This is a genomic window from Nitrosopumilus sp. b3 (assembly GCF_014078525.1).
Classification (GTDB): domain Archaea; phylum Thermoproteota; class Nitrososphaeria; order Nitrososphaerales; family Nitrosopumilaceae; genus Nitrosopumilus.
Window position 1 is genome coordinate 79,011 of the sequence record NZ_MU078693.1, and the last position, 16,821, is coordinate 95,831.

Sequence of the window (16,821 nt, forward strand, 5' to 3'; positions counted from 1 at the left end):
ATAGGTTAAGATTGAAAAGAAATGAAATCAGCAATTTTAATCACATATGATAAGGAAGATTCGATAAACGAGGCTAAGGGACTATGTGATGCTGCAGGATATGAATTAGTTCACATCATCCAACAAGATTTCCTACAAAAACCAAAGTATGGAATTAGTGGTGGAGTTTTAGAGAGACTAGAGGAAATATCAGAGAAACTTAGACCAGATGTAATCATATTTGATGAAATTTTAAAGCCAAGTCAAAATTATAATCTAGCCTCGGCATTACATCGAGAGATTTTGGACAGAGAAGGGTTAATTCTTGAGATTTTTGAAAGTAGAGCATCCAGTGCTGAATCAAAATTACAAGTAAAATTAGCTCAATTGCGATATGAGATGGCTAGAGCAAAAGAGAAAGTTCGTCTAGCAAATATGGGAGAGCAACCAGGTTTTATGGGAATTGGAAAGTTTGAGGTAGATGTGTACTATAATGATATCAAACATAGAATGCAGACAATAAGATCTAAACTTGAAAAAGCAGGAAAACAACGAGAACTTCATAGACAAGGAAGAAAGAGAATGGGATTCAAAACTATTTCTCTAGCAGGATATACATCTGCAGGAAAAACAACATTGTTTAATAAAGTAACAGGTGAATCAAGAGCTCAAAGTAAAGAACTGTTTACAACACTAACTACTACAACACGAAGAGTAACAATTGAACAGGAACCATTTTTAATTGCAGATACAGTTGGATTCATCAGTAAACTACCTGCATACATGATTGATGCATTCAAATCAACATTAGAAGAACTAACATACACAGACATCATTATTCTAGTAATTGATATTAGTGATTCTGTATTTGAATTAAAAAAGAAATTTTCTAGTTGTATGCGAACGTTGAGTGAATTGGGTGTTCAGAAAGATAAGATAGTTTATGTATTAAACAAAAATGATTTGTTAAAACAAAATGAAGTTATTCGAAAAATTGAAATACTTAATTTATCTGAAAATAAAAAACTGATTTCAGTTTCAGCAAAAACAGGTAAAAATGTAAAGGAGTTGAAAAAACTAATAAAAAATATTTCAGATAGTCATAATTCATACAAATTCAATAAAAATTCAGCTTTAGGAGTTAAAGATACACTTGGTTATTGAAGTGGTAAGAATCGGACAGCGATTAGTTAGAGATGATAGAGTAACAACTCATGTTGCACTTGTTTCAAGAGCATTTGGTGCAGAAAGAATTTTCATGAGTGAAATAAATCCAGAGATTAAGGATACTATAGAAAAAATCAATGGAACTTGGGGAGGAAAATTCGAAATAGAGTTTATTGACAAATGGAAATCAGTTGTTAAAAAGAAAAAGGAAGAAGGCTTCAAAGTTGTTCACCTTTCAATGTATGGTCAAAATATCAACAATGCTCAAAAGGAACTCCAAAAAGAAGAGAATTTGTTAATTGTTGTTGGGGCTGAAAAAGTTCCAAGAGAGATTTATGAATTAGCAGACTACAATGTGGGGGTTGGAAGTCAACCTCATTCAGAGATTAGTGCTTTGGCAATTCTCTTAGATCGTATTCAAAAAGGTAAACAATTTGAGAAGGACTTTCCAAATGCAAAAAGAAAGATCATACCCACGAAAAATGGTAAAAACGTGCAAGTAAAAGAAACAAGGGATTAATAGTAGAAAATCAGGAGTCATTAGAGTTGGTAGACAAATATGAAGATCCTTTTGTTAGAATCGCCTCCATGATCGGAGGAGATGAGTATCTCAAAGTTGCAAGATCATTACTCAAAGCCGAAGATGCAACTGATGAGGAAATTGCAAGCTCTACAGGTCTTAGAATCAATATGGTAAGAAAAGTATTGTATGATTTGTTTGGAAAATCACTAATTACCGGAATCAGAGTTAAAGATGAGAGAAAAGGATGGTTTGTCTACAGATGGAGAACTAGAAGAGAAGAGGTTGAACATTTCATTGAAAACCAAAAAAAGAAAATCGAGGAAAGATTACAGCAAAGATTAGATTATGAAAATGCTTCTGACTTTTATCATTGTGGAAATGAAGATTGCCCAAGAGTAACATTTGAGAGTGCACTTGATGGGATGTTCAAATGTCCTTCATGTGGCAATGTTTTGAATCTCAAGAAAAATGATAAATCTAAGAAAGCATATTCGAAGAAAATTGATGAGATAAAAAAAGATATGCAGCAGACATTTTGATTAGATGCGTATAATGATAAATACAAAATCAGAGTATTATGAGTATGCCTGAAGATGATTCAATATCCATCTGTAATGTTTGGAAAGGAAATACATCAAAAATTATCAATGAATTAGAATCTCAAATACCCTCACATTTTCAAATATATTCAGACATGTACAAAGAATATCTTCGTGCAATAGATGATATTTTTGGTACATGTGTTTTATCAGAAAAGGAGTTTTTTGATAAATTGAATATTGATCCGAATTTTTTGAAAAGTCTTGGAAAGTATTCAGACTTTCTTAGTAGTATTTCAATAAAACAAATTGAAAATTATGATAATTATCTAAAATGGTATTCTCAAATGAGAATTTCAGGCATGAAATCATATGAAGAATTCATTCATACAATGATGGATTCCTATTCAAAAACACTTTCTAACTTATCAAAAAATATCAAAAAATAAGTTAGAGATTAAATAGGAGAAATTCTTTGAAAAATCCTTGAGCCAAATAACTACGGTAAATCCAGCAACAGGTGAGAATATTAAGACTTTCACTCCAATGGATAAAAACCAAGTACATGATCTAGTTAGAAAAGCTAAACGAGCTTTTCCTGAATGGAAAAAAGACTATGAAAAAAGAAGGAGTTATGTTTACAACTTAGTAGAATATTTAAAGAAACACAAAACAGATCTTGCAAAAGTTGCAACATCGGAAATGGGTAAAGCCCTCAAAGAATCAATTGGCGAAGTTGAAAAATGTGCATGGGCATTAGAATTTTATGCAGATCATGGAGATAGTTTTCTATCTGATGAGGTTTTAAGCTCAGATGCAAGAAAGAGTTTTCTGACTTTTGAACCACTAGGAGTAATTGGTTCTATAATGCCTTGGAATTTTCCCTATTGGCAAGCATTACGTTTTGCAGCTCCATGTTTAATGGCAGGAAATGTTATCGTAATGAAACCATCCAGAGTAACCATGCAATCAGGAATTGAAATTGAGAAAGCATTTACTGAATCAGGAATGCCTGATGGAATATACCAAACAGTAGTAGGAAGTGTAGAATCTGCAAATAATCTAATTGATTCAGATGTAAATGCTGTTACTTTTACTGGAAGTACAAACGCTGGTGCAAAAGTTGGAGAAAGGGCTGCAAAAAATTTGAAAAAATGTGTGTTAGAATTAGGAGGAAGTGATCCTTTCATAGTATTAGATGATGCAATAATTGAAAAAGCAGCTGAAGGTGCAGTTAAAGGAAGATTCATCAATTGTGGTCAAAGTTGCGTAGCCTCAAAAAGATTTTTTGTGGGAAAAAACATTGCAGAGGAATTTACTGAATTATTTATCAAAAAAGCATCTCAACTCAAAGTAGGAGATCCTATGTCCATAGAAACTGATATTGGACCAATTTCAAACAAAGAAGGTTTAGAAACAATTTCCGGAATTGTAGAGGATGCAAAACAAAAAGGTGCCGAAATTCTTTTAGGAGGTTCAGAGATTGATGGAAAAGGATTCTTCTATCAACCAACAATTCTTAAAAACATTGAACCTAACATGAGGATTGCAACAGAAGAAACATTTGGACCAGTAGCGCCTATCACAGTAGTTGAAAATGAGAGTGAGGCAATCAAATTAGCTAATGAAAGTGAATTTGGTTTAGGTGCCAGTATATGGACAAAAGATCTTGCTAAGGCAGATAAAATGTCAAGAAGAATAGATTCAGGAATTGTAAGTGTAAATAATGTAGTAATTTCAGATCCTAGAATTCCATTTGGCGGAATAAAACATAGTGGATTTGGAAGAGAACTATCAAGATACGGAATGCTTGAATTTGTAAATTTAAAATCGGTCAGATTTTACGATAATCTAACACATCATCATTACGTAGAATAGATTTTACATTAGAAAAGGGTTAAGTTTAGGCAGATTAATCCTCATCATCATCATCCTCATCATCATCATCATCCTCATCATCATCATCATCCTCATCATCATCCTCATCATCATCATCCTCACATTCTTCTAATTCGACATAAGTTGGATTTCCATCTTCACCAAAGAAAATTTCAACACAAATATCTGTAGCCAGTGTATTAGCCAATGTTTCAGCTAATTCTTTAGGGAAATTTCCCAATCTACTCGGATCTGAGGAATATCGATATTCAATAATTTCATCATCATGGTAAAAATCTAATTCAATATCACCATTAACATATTTTCTAACTCCCATTACTTGACCAAATTTACTAGACAAATCTAACTACCCTGTTCTGACAAATCATGTGAAAGGTTTTCAGCCAATTTCTCATAATGATCTCTTGATTTTCCCAAATCAGTAAGTTGAGTTTTTTCAATTTCATTTAGTTCGTCATCAACTTTTTTGGAAACATATTGTAAACGTGCTTCTGCCATCATGAATAATCTATTATTTTCTTTCCAGAGGTGTTCTGTTACATGTTCAACATATTTTTGCATGTCACTGATTAGTTTTGTAGAATCTCCTGATGAAAGATATACTTTAGCAGATTCCTCCATTGCAGTTCCAATTTCTCGTGAACGCTGATGATCAATTAACATCATTGCAATAGGACCCATATTACTAGGCATTCCAGCTTTTTCTAATGCAGGAAACAATGACTTTTCTTCTTTAGTATGATGACAAACATCAGTAAAGTTTTTTGAAAAATCTATTACAGGAAGCAAGATTGATTCTGGAATTTGCTTACCATCATTTAATAATTCAATAGTAGATTCCATTGCTTTGATCACTTTTTCTATCAAATCATGATCTCGTCGTAATGATGCTGTGGACATAATTATTTTAGAGAAAATCCAATATCTATATCTTATTTATTTTAAAAAATAATTAAAAGATAGAAATTAGTTAACGATTAATCGTTAACAAATCATTTTAACGATTAGAGAGGCTCTTTGATTTTACAAATGCCCAAATCTTTTTGGTCATTTCACTTGGAGCAATTGGTTTATTGCCAAATACTTGTTCTACAGTTTCTTTACGACCTGCAAAACTGATTGCATATCCGCCAAATGCTGGTTTTTTTGTTTTTGATTTAGTAGCCTTCTTTTTTGGTGCAGCCTTCTTTTTTGGTGCAGCCTTCTTTTTTGGTGTAGTTTTTCTTTTTGTTGTAGCTTTCTTTTTTACTGCCAATTTCTTGTAATTTTATTTCAAAGAAACTATAATAACTTACACTTTTGAATATTTCAACACAAGGTGGTTTTTGAGCCTCTTGATATGTTTAAGACGTAGATTAGGTGAATTTGAGATTTTTTTAAAACCATCTCCCTCAATTAGAGATACAGCATTTTTTCCTCCAATTAGAAATGGGGACAAAGTAATAATCAAGTCATCAAAAAGATCATATTTTATAAATTCCCAATTAATGATTCCACCTCCTTCAACTAAAACTGATTTAATTTTTTTATCTGAAAGTTTTTTTAATAATAATTTAATATTAATAGAATCATTTCCTGCAACAATTATATCGATAGGGAATTTTTTGAGTTTATCAAGATTTGATTTACTAATTTGATGTGATACAGCTATAATTGTTGGTATTTTGTTACTTGTTTGAATTATTTTTGAATTTTTAGATATACTTCCTTTAGAATCTAAAATAATCCTAATTGGGTTTTTACCTTTAATGTGGCGAACAGTTAGCATAGGATCATCAATTAAAACAGTATTTTTTCCTACAAGTATTGCATCTACTTGAGATCTTAGTTTGTGTAATCTAACACTATCTTGCTTTGATGATAGTTTTGAATCTCCTGTATCAGTAGCAATTTTTCCATCAATAGATGTTGCAGCACTCAAAGTTACATGGGGTCTAGATTTTACCATGTACTATTTTTCCTCCTATCATGACTGCTCTAATTGCAGATTCTGATGCTCTATGAACAATAGCAGCATACGGGTTATGCATGGGTTCTAAATCTATAGTATGTTTATCAAGAAATATGCAATCTGCAATTTTCCCTCTTTCAATAATTCCAATATCTTTTTTCAAAACTTTGCCTCCATTTACTGTAGCCATTTTAAGAATTTCTTTTGGATCAATTCTTTTCTTATGAATTCCCATAGTTGCTTTCCAAAGAAAATCCATTTCTCTAAACATGTCTGGAGAATTTATCATCACGTTATCTGTGCCTAATGCTAAGACACATCCTGCTTTTTGCATCATTACAATATCAGGAATTCCTTCTGCAAGTGAAGAGTTAGCTCTGGGACAAATTACTATCCCTTGAGTTTTTTTTGCTGTATTAGTTAGATCGCTTTTTGAGGCAAATGTCATATGAACTAGAAAATGAGGTTTCATGGATAAGGCTCGAATTGTTTCAGATTTTCCCGTGATTTTCTTTGATTTAGAAACACTTTGTTCAGTTTCTGAGGAATGAATAGCCCTAAGTTTTGTTGTTTTTGAGTATTGAACTAAAACTGAAGTACTATTCTCATTAGCTCCACTAATACCAATTCCATCACATTGTCTGAGAAGTTCATCAAGAACGGCAAGTTTGTCTGCTGGTAAAGGCTGATTTTTTCTAATTTCGGGAGATTTTTGATAAAAATCCAGTCTTCCTAGAATTATAGAGTGAATTGGTACATCAGATAATGCTTTTTTGAGTAAAATTACTCCATCTAATCCACCTTCGCGAAAATCTACAAATGTAGTTATTCCTTTTCGAAGCATTGAATGGCATGTATTTTTCATAAAATTTGATAAATTTTCTTGTGAAGTATTTTTTAGAATTTTTGATTTAACTCCAAACACAGGATGAATTTTTTCATCCACCGAACTGTTGAGTGTGACATCTTTTCCAATAGAATCACCAATATGTGTATGTGCATTAATGAAACCTGGAATTAATAATAGACCTTCTCCATCGATACATTCTTCGTTTGTATCTGGTTGAATTTTTGATTGAATTTTTTTGAAACTATTATGTTCAATTTTTACATTGGTTCTTAGAATAAAATCTAACTCTGATCCTTGTAATACGCTAATATTTTTTATCAACATGATAATTCATAAACTTCAGGTTTTTCCTTTCCTGAATCTCGAATTTCACGTATAGTATCAAGTGATTTTGTGGCGAATTTTACGGCTTCTCTACTAGTGTGTCCAATTCCTATTCCACAATTCAGAGAAATATCATCATTATTTTTTATCATGTTAATGAATTCCTGTACAGAATTTTTCCCATCATCACTTGCAACTACCATAAAATTATCTCCACCCATAAAAAATGTTAGAGAATTTTTTTCAAGAAAATATTGTGACATTTTGTAAAACAATCCAAAAATTATTGTTGTTATTTCATATGGTGAATTACTTTTTCTTCGTGAAGAGAGATCATCTACATCCAAATGCATTATTGTGACTTTTGAATCAGATGAATTGTTTACATATCCAAAAATTTTATGCTCTTGGTTTAGAATAATTTTATTTTTCTTTCCATCATATGCTTTTAAATTTGCATCAAAAGGAGAGTCTCCAAATCCAATTGAAATATCTAATCTAATATCAAACGATTTTTCAAGAATTTTTTGGATTTCAAGATGCTCATCTAAACCAAGTCCATTAGAAACTACAAAAAATTCATCAGCTCGATTAAGAAAAACTAGGCAGTTTTTTTCAGAAAATAATTTTTGTACTTCTTTGTAGAGTGATGCCTGAAGCATCTGTAATTCATGCTCTCTATCACTGCCTAATGTCAAAGTCCAAGGACCATATCCAATAATTTTGAGTATACTGAGTTGAATCATTTTTCAATCCTCTTTAATTCATTTGAAATTTTCACTACAGCTTCTACTGCTCTTTCAGCAACAGGTCTTATTCTAGCATAGGCGTGTCTTTCCTGCATTCCTGGACCAGAAATTCCTAAAGAAACGGGTTTTTGATATTTTATTGATAAAGAGGTTAATGCCTGAGCAGCAGAATGTGATATTACTTCATCATGTTTTGTTTGTCCTTTAATTATCGCACCCAAAGTAACTACTGCATCCACATCATTTTTTTGCAATAATGAATCTACTATTATAGGCATATCAAAAGCACCAGGAACAGTACATGTATGTAATATTTTCAACTTTAGTGATTTAGCTTTTTCTTGAGCTACTGCAAGCATCCTAGATGTCACTTCCTCATTGAATTCCGAAACTACTATTGCAATATTCAAAGCTAATGCACCTTAGCGTATTCTAAAAGTTCCTTTCCATCAATTAATGGAATCCCATTTTGTTTTGCAAATTTTTCTGCCTTGTCTACGGACAATGCAGAATATGTTTCAGCATCCATCATTTCACAAATTGCTGTTACAGGTGTCAAACCCGCAACTTGAGCAAGATAAACTGACATTTCAGTATGTCCCTGTCGTGCAGCTAATAATCCTTTAGATGCAATCAATAACGGAACATGTCCTGGAGTTTTAAATGATGAAGCAAATTTTTTCTGTTTATTTTCAACATTAAAGATATTTGCCATTTCTCTAATTGTTAATGACCTATCTTTATCGGTAATTCCAGTATAAGTTTGATAATGATTAATTGATAATGAGAATGTCGGATGATCACCATATGGTGCCAAACCCATGATCATTTCTTTATTTGAGATTGAAGAATCAGCAAGAATATCATGCATGTATTTTAAGTCAAGAGATTTTGCAAAGTTATTATCAATTGCAATACATAGTAATCCACCAGCATGTTGACGCATTCGTGCTACATGCTCAGGAGTAACAAATTCTGCAGCTACTACCATATCTATTTCATTTTCTCTTCCAGCTGAATCAAATAAAAGAACAAATTCGCCACGCTTTAGCGATTGTAGTGCTGATTCTAGAGACATACGAGAAAATGTCGTTATTCTGATTATAAAGTTTACTAAAAAATTGGTAATTACCACTAAATTGGTAGATAATTGGCTTTATTTTAAAATGTATTTTCCAAGAATATCAGTTTCAATATTAACTTTATCGCCAATTTTTTTTGTATGAAAATTTGTAATCTCAATGGTGTGAGGAATTAATGAAACTGATGCTAGAGTATTTTTGATATCTACAACTGTCAAACTGATTCCATCTACAGCAATAGAACCTTTTTTTACAACATATTTTGATAATTTTTTTGGAATTTCAAACCAAACTTGAACTTCTTTTGGTTTTTTCATAATTTTTTTAATTATACCAACACCATCTACATGACCTAAAACAAAATGACCTTCGAGTCTCTCACCTGCTTTTAAGCTTCTTTCAATATTTACAATTCCACCAACTTTTAGATTACCAAGGTCTGTTTTTTTTGTAGTCTCCTCAATCATTTCAAAAATACAGCTAGATTTAGATAATTTTGTAGCAGTAAGACAGACACCATTAAGAGCAACGCTCTGACCAGTTTTTAATCCCTTAGAATGTTTCCCAAGATTCACAGTCATCTCAATTGCACTTCGATTTTTGGTATTTTTTGAAATCTTTTCAACTTTGCCAACTCCTTCAACAATACCAGTAAACATCAAAATTTACTATTAGATATACGTATAAAATGATTTAGATGATTGATATTATTTGTATAAATTACTTTGAATTATATTCATTAAATTCATCCTCACAAAATTGATGAAATACAGTAGAATCATTTTCTTTAGCGTCATTTTTAATTTTTGCCATATCTTTGTTTAAAACACCTTGTGCAGCTAAAAACGCATCATCTTCCATCCCTAATTTTTCAAATAATCTAGATTTTGCACGTGGGATTTCTTTAAGAGTTGGATCAACTACCTGAGCCTTGTCATAAAATTCAATTGCATCTTGGTATTTTCCAAGATGACTAAGAGATATGGCTTTATTCATCAAAGCTGTCACATCATTTGGATCAACTAATAGTGAAGTTTCATAACATTCAAGTGCTTTTTGATGTTGATTTAATTCATTGAGTGATAAACCCATGCTATTTAGTGTCCATATATCCTTAGGATTTGTAGAAAGAATTTGTTTGCATAATTCTAAAACTTTTTCATATTGATTTAAATTTTCAAGGGCATAGATCTTGTTTTTCAATGCATAGGTATCCAAATTTTTAATTTGCAGAACCTTATCGCAGTATTCAATTGCTTCCTCATATTTTTTTAGATAAATTAGAGACAATGAAATGTTCTGAAGTGCTACCATGTCATCAGGAGTTTTTTCTAAGAGATTTTTACAATAATTGTACATTTCCTCATACTTTTTCGCATTAAACATCCTAGTAATCACATTTGTAGGATCTAAAAGATCAATCATTTTACAATATTATTATGAAAATCATTATCTTTAACCTATTCTGACTATAGAAAAATGCAGAGTAAGAATGGGATTATTTTAGAACTTTACGAAGGGTCTCATTCAATACTTTGGAATAACTGTATGATGATTGCTCTTGTTGAATCAATTTTGCTTGACGAAGTCGCAATTTCTTATCAAGATCTTCATCAATCATTATTGTTACACGTTTACTCATATGAAAAAATTTATGAAAATTAGAATATAACACTATGTGAAATGTTCCAAAAGTGGGATCAGCTTTGAATAATAGAAATTACTTTATCCATTTTGAACGGTTTCTGAATTAGAGGTATGTTTAGCTTTTCTAGTTTTTCCTCAGTAGTGTAATCACTATCTGCAGAAACAGCAATAATTCGTGCTTTGGGTTCAATATCTTGAATTTTTTTTATCGCATAGAAACCACTGCCATTAGGCATGTTAAGATCAATTAATACAACATCAGGTTTAGTTTCCTTGAATAGTTTAACTGCTGTACTTCCATTAAATCCATTTCCAATGACATTAATTCCATTTTCTTCAAGAAATTCAGTAAATAGTCTAACTGTATCTTCATCATCATCGATAACAATAACAGATTTTGACATTGACGGTAGTAAAAAGAGGAGTGCTTTAATATTTTCCATAATTTAGAATTCCCATATGGGAGGAATTGATAGACTAGTTTCCAATGCTTTATCATCTGAAATAAAGAAAGAGATGGATATGGAACTTCTTAGTAAAGTAGAACGTGAATTATTTTTAGAGCATGGGATGTCAATAAAGCTTTCAATTGAACACTTTCAAAAATTTAGTTCTGTTTTGAAGAAAAATTCAAATCTCGATGTTAATAAATTTGAAAGAGATTGTATTAATAAAATACTTAGAATAAAAAAAACAGATGGAAAGTATTTTGTCACTATATTAGATTCCAATTTATCAGATTTAATCTTAGGATTTTTTGGAGAGAATGATTCAAGAAAGATAATTACAACTCTATTAGAAAAAGAATTTACTATTCCACAAATCTTGAAGGAATCTGAAGCTCCTAAAACATCAGGATATAGAAAAATTGAGAATATGATAATCAATGGATTAATTATTGAAACGGGTAAAATACTGAGTGAAAGTAAAAAAATATCAAAGCTTCAATGTGTTTTTCAAGAAATTAATTTAGAAATTAAAAAAGGGAAAACTATCGTTAATGGAATCATATCTCAGAAAATGATGGAAAAAAGTACCAGCATGAAAGTAATTCTTGATTCAATAGATGCATGAAAGTAATTACTTTACTAATTCAAGAAGAGATTTTGCTTGTTTAAAATGAACCTCATCTATCATTTTTCCATCAACAGTAGTAGCTCCTTTACCCTTCTTTGTTGATTCAAGATAGACTTTGCATACTTTTTCTGCCCATGAAATTTCACTTTTATTTGGATGAAATAATTTGTGTACCACAGGAATTTGATCTGGATGTATAATACTTTTTCCTGAATAACCTAAACTTTTGCCAAGCTTGCAGTCATTTTCAAATCCACTAGAATCTTTGAGATCTTGCCAAATAGCATCTATTGCTATAATTCCTGCAGCATGTGCATCTACGGGTATTTTAGTTCTCGAATAGGAAGCACCTTTTGCTTCTTTAGTATATTCAACACCTAAATCATTGAGAAGATCAAAAACTCCAAAGACTACTGCAGAGACTCTTCTACCAAAAGATGCAATGTTATACGTGTTAACTACACCTTCTGCAGATTCAATAGAAGGAATAATTTGAATTGGTTTTAATTTTCTTGATTTTTCTAATCCTGATAGTGTTTTTACTATTTTTTTCATTTCTTTTACATTGTTTACTTTTGGAATCACAATTCCATCAATTCCTTTTTGAATTACTTCTTTGAGGTCTGAAGGAATTTTTCCCGAAGTAGGGGAATTTGTACGCACAAAGATTGAAGACTCGTAGGATTTTCGTGATTTTAATGCAGATTTGATTAATTTTCTTGCATGAACTTTTTTGTCATCTGGAACAGAATCTTCTAAATCAAAACAAACAATGTCAGCTTGAAGCTTTTTTGCTTTTTCAAGAAATCTGGGATTATTCCCAGGAACAAAAATGAGGCTTCTGAAAAGCTGTGTCATTAAATGATTAAGCGCCTTCAGGCTTCATTAAGATTTTGCCAAAGAGTCCCTTACCGGTTAACATCTTTGTATGTGCCTCTGCTGCTTGCTCAAAGGAATATGTAGAATCAATTGCGGCTTTAATTTTACCCTGACTCATCCAATAGAGAGCTTGATCTAATTCAGCTTTGGTTCCTTGTGTTGAACCCAAGATGTTAGTTCCTTTAAAGAAGATATGTCTTAGATCAGTTTTTGCATCATATCCTGTTGTTGCGCCACATGAAACTAGTGTTGCACCATATTTTAGAAGTTGAAGTTGCTTGTTCCAGTGTGTTTCACCAATATGATCAAAGGAAAGATCAATTCCTGGTGCTTCACCCTTTTTCTTTGCAAGTTCTTTAGAAATTTTAAAGACTTCTTTACTCCAATCTTCTTTTCTATGATCAACTGCATAATCAGCTCCAAGTTCCAGACATTTGTCTAGTTTGTCAGGGCTTGCTGTTGCAATAACATCACAATTGTATAATTTTGCTATCTGAATTCCAAAGCTTCCAACTCCAGAACCACCACCCATAATTAAGACAGTTTGTCCGGGAGTAATTTTGGCTCTACCAACTAACATGTGCCAAGAAGTAAGTATAGTCATAGATGCTGCCGCTGCTTCATCATAGGATACGCCTTCTGGAATAACTGAGACATTGACTTCAGGTAAGTGAGTAACTTCTTGAAAAGCTCCCCATGTTGGACCAGTTTGAAATCCCCAAATGGTTCTTTTAACACAATCAAATTCTCGTCCATCAGTACATGCTTTACAAACTCTGCAAGACATGTTTGAATGAGATACAACTCTATCTCCAACTTTGATATTTTTAACATCTTCACCAACTGCGATTACGTCTCCAGCTGCATCAGAACCTGAAACATGTGGTAATGGAACAGCTACAGGTACTCCTCTCATTCCCCAAATATCATTATAATTTAGAGCAGCAGATTTGACTTTAAAGACTACTTCATCTGCTTTTGGTTTTGGTTCATCTATATCCTGGACTTTGAGGATTTTAGCATAATTATCATCTGGTGCATATTCATTGTATACTACGGCTTTCATGAAATAAGCCACACGCTACCTATAATTATATTTTTTCTGAATTAGACACGATTTATCTTAAAATCACGTTTTGGTTGCTGAATTGAGAGCAATATTTGTTTGAGTTGATCATCAGAGATTTGGCCAGGAAGTTTACCTTGGGTTGCCATTCCGATCAAATACTGTTCAACTAGATCAGATAATTCGGATTTTACCATTTTGATATTATTGAGTCTCAGTCTTGCTTCAGGTGAAAGGATTTGTTTTAGAATCTGTTCTTTTTGTGCAGATGGATCATTATTCTTATTATCGTAAGGGGATTCTTCATTAGATTCTGGGAAACTCATTTTGAATCTATGTGTAAACTTTCAATTGAGGATTTTCAACAATGAGTTCTTTTAGTATTTCAGTAGCTAATCTGTCTAGTTTTTGCATTCCATGTTTAGAAATTATTCTACCTTTCTTCTCAACCTTTTCTAAATAACCAAGTTTTTCTAATCCTTGAATAGCATTTCTAATGATTGCACCACCTGCATCTTTGTGATGTGCTGCACCGTATCCAGATGGTTTACCTCCACCATAATCTTTTCTTAATTCATTAATTCCAATTGGACCATGAAAGTAAATTTTTCTCATAATTGAGGCACATCTAGTATACCACCAGTCTCTCTCTTGTGGGGGTTTATCAGCATGAGCCCCAGTTTTGACAAAGGGAATCCAAGTAGGTGCAGGAATATCTTCATTCTTTAGAATTTCTGCGAGTCTTTTTATCAATACATCTGATGGTACATCGTATACCTTTGCCATAAAGTGCAAAAATCGATAATCGTCTTATAAATCATTGAGGTAATGTATCTAGCGTATTCAAGATAATTTACCATGAATTTCTCAGATCGGGGTCATTACTTTCAAAACTTCATCAAAATTAACAGGTTTGTTTTGTATTGATAGTATTGGGAATTGATCTAATTGATTCAAAATGTTTTCTTCAACTAATCCAGTTGTAACAATTATTTTTGTAGTAGAATTTTGTAATTTTTCAAGGGCATAAAATCCATCAAATTCAGGCATTGACAAATCTAATAGAAGGTAATCAGGGTTATGTTTTGAACATAATTCCACAGCTTGATTTCCATCATATCCGACTCCTACAACATCAATATTTTCTAATTTAAACAAATCAGAAAATAATTCAATTAATGCAATTTCATCATCAACTATTACTACTGTTGTCATTCTCTTCTTTTTGTGGAATTTTAATTATAAAGGTAGTTGGGTTATTTTTTACAGAAATAGTTCCGTTATGCTGAGTTATGATATTTTTTACACTTGCAAGTCCTAATCCTGTTCCTTTTTGCTTTGATGTGATTAATGGATCAAATACTTTTTCAAGTGGTTTGATGGTAATTCCAGGACCAGAATCTGTTACTTTGATAATTATTTCCGTATTGGTTTTTGATATGAAAACATCTATTTCTCCAGATTCTTCAACAGCCTGAATTGCATTATAAATTAGATTTACCAAAACAACATTCATTTTACTTTCATCACCAAACATAAAAATTTCATCACCTGATGTTTTGATTTTTACTCCAGAAGGTGCATTAAGTGAAGATAAAACTTTACTTAAAAGATTTGAAAGATTAAATTTTTTTGATATTACCGGAGTATCTCTCAAAAAATCTAAGACATCATTTAGTTGATGAGTAATTCTATTTATTGAAGTGGTAACTCTTTCTATTTGCTTTTCATCAAGAATCTTTTTTCGTTTTAATAACTCAAATTCATTTTGTATAATTGAAAGAGGGTTTCTTATATCATGAGACATTCTAGATGATAGTTCTCCTATAGCACTTAATCTTTCAGCATGGAGTAATTTTTTAGTGAGGTTTTTTTGTTCAGTAATATCTTTTCTAACTGAAACATATTCAGATATCTTTCCTTCTTTATCTAAAAATGGTATAACTGTTGTGTCATTCCAAAACAAAGTTCCATCTTTTGCAGTGTTGCAAATTTCACCATGCCAGATATTTCCCTTGGAAATTACACTCCACAAATCTGCATAGAAACTTGGGGGATGGATTTTACTGGATCTTAGAATATCTTGACGTTGACCAATAAGCTCATCTTTAGAATATTTTGAAACTTGACAAAATTTATCATTTGCATATTTGATTTTTCCATTTTTGTCAATTATACTTACAATTGAAGATTCATCTAATGCTTTTCTTAAGTTATGTTGTAATGATAATTGAGTTTCAATATCAGTAGTTTTCTTTAAATGATTTAACATAAATTCAAAAGATCTAGATAATTCACCAATTTCATCTTTTGAGTAAATACCAGTTTTTACATCTAGATTTCCATCAATAATTTGTTTGGAGGCATTTTCAAGTTTTAGTATTGGTTTTAGAATGGATTGTGAAAGGAAATATCCTAAAACAAGGAAACCTACAACAGTTATGGTGATGGATATCACTAGAAATGAAATACCAAATAAAATATCTTCAAAAATAATTTCCAGAGATATGTCTACATCAGTAGTTGAATCTTCCATTATTGATGTATGTTCTAAGTTTCTATTTTCAAGATATTTCATTAGGCTTTTTTGATAAATTTCTTTGTTGCTCTTATATTCTTGAGATTCTAAAATTGAAATAGCATTTTTCAAATTTCCATTTTTTACAGATTCAATTACTTCTAATTCTAGATTTACAAGATTGGAATTAGCATCATTTACTGAAGAAAAAAAAGATTTTTCAATATTGTTTCCTAAATCTAATGCTCCAGATAATTCTTCGGACAATAATGGTTCTATTTCAAAATACCTTTTTTCCCATATTTCATCTCCAGTGAATGCATAATTTCGAGCAGATTGAGTTAACACCTCATCATAATATTGTATTTTATTTGCATGTAACAGTAATCTTTCAGATGTCTTTAGTGTGTCTAGATTGTCATCCAATAAATTAAGATGTTCAGAAGTTTCCTGTAATTGAAAAATGGAAATGATTCCCATTAACCCAACAAAACCGCCTATTAACAAAAATCCTATAAAAAGACGTGTTTTAATTTTCATACAAGATTTGTATTCAAATTATATATTAATT

General features: G+C 31.5%; 24 protein-coding genes. 6 read left to right on the top strand and 18 right to left on the bottom strand.

Features of this window, described 5'->3' with window-relative positions:
* Positions 1-21: 21 nt before the first annotated feature.
* From hflX to C6990_RS00455, 5 genes are read left to right on the top strand one after another with little or no spacing between them, the layout of a single operon-like run.
* Entirely contained in the window at positions 22-1,143 is a 1,122-nt protein-coding gene (gene hflX / locus C6990_RS00435) for a GTPase HflX (RefSeq protein WP_182127792.1), read from the top strand.
* Complete coding sequence (locus C6990_RS00440; RefSeq protein WP_182127793.1) at positions 1,133-1,666, top strand: tRNA (cytidine(56)-2'-O)-methyltransferase; 534 nt, start codon at positions 1,133-1,135, stop codon at positions 1,664-1,666. Before hflX ends, C6990_RS00440 begins: the two co-directional genes overlap by 11 nt.
* Before the next feature lie 26 nt (positions 1,667-1,692).
* Positions 1,693-2,208, top strand: coding sequence for a transcription factor (locus tag C6990_RS00445; protein ID WP_048114906.1), 516 nt, complete (start codon positions 1,693-1,695; stop codon positions 2,206-2,208).
* Positions 2,209-2,246: 38 nt separating this feature from the next.
* Positions 2,247-2,657, top strand: a complete 411-nt coding sequence (locus tag C6990_RS00450) for a hypothetical protein (RefSeq protein WP_255465052.1) — start codon at positions 2,247-2,249, stop codon at positions 2,655-2,657.
* Between the two features lie 37 nt (positions 2,658-2,694).
* The gene (locus C6990_RS00455) at positions 2,695-4,086 is read left to right on the top strand and encodes an NAD-dependent succinate-semialdehyde dehydrogenase (protein ID WP_182127794.1); all 1,392 of its coding nucleotides are present in this window, start codon (positions 2,695-2,697) and stop codon (positions 4,084-4,086) included.
* Between the two features lie 34 nt (positions 4,087-4,120).
* Here the strand turns inward: C6990_RS00455 and C6990_RS00460 are convergent, their stop codons facing one another.
* From C6990_RS00460 to C6990_RS00515, 12 genes are all read right to left on the bottom strand, one after another.
* Positions 4,121-4,423, bottom strand: coding sequence for a hypothetical protein (locus tag C6990_RS00460; protein ID WP_182128043.1), 303 nt, complete (start codon positions 4,421-4,423; stop codon positions 4,121-4,123).
* Positions 4,424-4,449: 26 nt separating this feature from the next.
* Positions 4,450-5,007 carry a hemerythrin domain-containing protein gene (locus tag C6990_RS00465; RefSeq protein ID WP_182127795.1) on the bottom strand — a complete coding sequence of 186 codons (558 nt, stop codon included), beginning with the start codon at positions 5,005-5,007 and terminating at the stop codon, positions 4,450-4,452.
* Positions 5,008-5,104: 97 nt separating this feature from the next.
* A complete protein-coding gene (locus C6990_RS00470; RefSeq protein ID WP_182127796.1) occupies positions 5,105-5,362 on the bottom strand; it encodes a hypothetical protein in 258 nt (85 codons plus the stop codon).
* Between the two features lie 36 nt (positions 5,363-5,398).
* On the bottom strand, positions 5,399-6,055 hold the full coding sequence (locus tag C6990_RS00475) for a 2,5-diamino-6-(ribosylamino)-4(3H)-pyrimidinone 5'-phosphate reductase (RefSeq protein WP_182127797.1): 657 nt from the start codon (positions 6,053-6,055) through the stop codon (positions 5,399-5,401).
* The gene (locus C6990_RS00480) at positions 6,042-7,232 is read right to left on the bottom strand and encodes an amidohydrolase family protein (protein ID WP_182127798.1); all 1,191 of its coding nucleotides are present in this window, start codon (positions 7,230-7,232) and stop codon (positions 6,042-6,044) included. The genes C6990_RS00475 and C6990_RS00480 overlap by 14 nt, the downstream gene beginning before the upstream one ends.
* Positions 7,226-7,978: a GTP cyclohydrolase IIa gene (locus C6990_RS00485; RefSeq protein ID WP_182127799.1), complete on the bottom strand. Its 753-nt coding sequence runs from the start codon at positions 7,976-7,978 to the stop codon at positions 7,226-7,228. Before C6990_RS00485 ends, C6990_RS00480 begins: the two co-directional genes overlap by 7 nt.
* Positions 7,975-8,391, bottom strand: coding sequence for a 6,7-dimethyl-8-ribityllumazine synthase (gene ribH / locus C6990_RS00490; protein WP_182127800.1), 417 nt, complete (start codon positions 8,389-8,391; stop codon positions 7,975-7,977). Before ribH ends, C6990_RS00485 begins: the two co-directional genes overlap by 4 nt.
* 2 nt (positions 8,392-8,393) lie before the next feature.
* Positions 8,394-9,059 carry a 3,4-dihydroxy-2-butanone-4-phosphate synthase gene (gene ribB, locus C6990_RS00495; RefSeq protein ID WP_048114879.1) on the bottom strand — a complete coding sequence of 222 codons (666 nt, stop codon included), beginning with the start codon at positions 9,057-9,059 and terminating at the stop codon, positions 8,394-8,396.
* A gap of 78 nt (positions 9,060-9,137) precedes the next feature.
* Positions 9,138-9,722 carry a riboflavin synthase gene (locus C6990_RS00500; RefSeq protein WP_182127801.1) on the bottom strand — a complete coding sequence of 195 codons (585 nt, stop codon included), beginning with the start codon at positions 9,720-9,722 and terminating at the stop codon, positions 9,138-9,140.
* A gap of 61 nt (positions 9,723-9,783) precedes the next feature.
* Positions 9,784-10,488 (bottom strand): tetratricopeptide repeat protein, encoded by a 705-nt coding sequence (locus C6990_RS00505; RefSeq protein ID WP_182127802.1) that lies wholly within the window; start codon positions 10,486-10,488, stop codon positions 9,784-9,786.
* A 73-nt stretch (positions 10,489-10,561) separates the two neighbouring features.
* Positions 10,562-10,705, bottom strand: a complete 144-nt coding sequence (locus C6990_RS00510) for a hypothetical protein (protein WP_179360687.1) — start codon at positions 10,703-10,705, stop codon at positions 10,562-10,564.
* A 58-nt stretch (positions 10,706-10,763) separates the two neighbouring features.
* Positions 10,764-11,114 carry a response regulator gene (locus tag C6990_RS00515; protein WP_182127803.1) on the bottom strand — a complete coding sequence of 117 codons (351 nt, stop codon included), beginning with the start codon at positions 11,112-11,114 and terminating at the stop codon, positions 10,764-10,766.
* Positions 11,115-11,169: 55 nt separating this feature from the next.
* Here C6990_RS00515 and C6990_RS00520 point away from each other — a divergent pair, with 55 nt between their 5' ends.
* Positions 11,170-11,784 (top strand): transcriptional regulator, encoded by a 615-nt coding sequence (locus tag C6990_RS00520; protein ID WP_182127804.1) that lies wholly within the window; start codon positions 11,170-11,172, stop codon positions 11,782-11,784.
* A gap of 6 nt (positions 11,785-11,790) precedes the next feature.
* On the opposite strand, the gene C6990_RS00525 is transcribed toward C6990_RS00520, so the two are convergent.
* The 6 genes from C6990_RS00525 to C6990_RS00550 form a co-directional block, all read right to left on the bottom strand.
* A complete protein-coding gene (locus C6990_RS00525; protein WP_182127805.1) occupies positions 11,791-12,645 on the bottom strand; it encodes an HpcH/HpaI aldolase/citrate lyase family protein in 855 nt (284 codons plus the stop codon).
* 7 nt (positions 12,646-12,652) lie between these two features.
* Positions 12,653-13,732, bottom strand: a complete 1,080-nt coding sequence (locus C6990_RS00530) for a zinc-binding dehydrogenase (protein ID WP_182127806.1) — start codon at positions 13,730-13,732, stop codon at positions 12,653-12,655.
* Between the two features lie 41 nt (positions 13,733-13,773).
* Positions 13,774-14,058: a DNA-binding protein gene (locus C6990_RS00535; RefSeq protein WP_182127807.1), complete on the bottom strand. Its 285-nt coding sequence runs from the start codon at positions 14,056-14,058 to the stop codon at positions 13,774-13,776.
* A gap of 7 nt (positions 14,059-14,065) precedes the next feature.
* Complete coding sequence (locus C6990_RS00540; protein ID WP_182127808.1) at positions 14,066-14,518, bottom strand: 30S ribosomal protein S19e; 453 nt, start codon at positions 14,516-14,518, stop codon at positions 14,066-14,068.
* 81 nt (positions 14,519-14,599) lie between these two features.
* On the bottom strand, positions 14,600-14,947 hold the full coding sequence (locus C6990_RS00545; RefSeq protein WP_182127809.1) for a response regulator: 348 nt from the start codon (positions 14,945-14,947) through the stop codon (positions 14,600-14,602).
* Positions 14,925-16,730, bottom strand: coding sequence for an ATP-binding protein (locus C6990_RS00550; RefSeq protein WP_182127810.1), 1,806 nt, complete (start codon positions 16,728-16,730; stop codon positions 14,925-14,927). The genes C6990_RS00545 and C6990_RS00550 overlap by 23 nt, the downstream gene beginning before the upstream one ends.
* Positions 16,731-16,821: the final 91 nt, after the last annotated feature.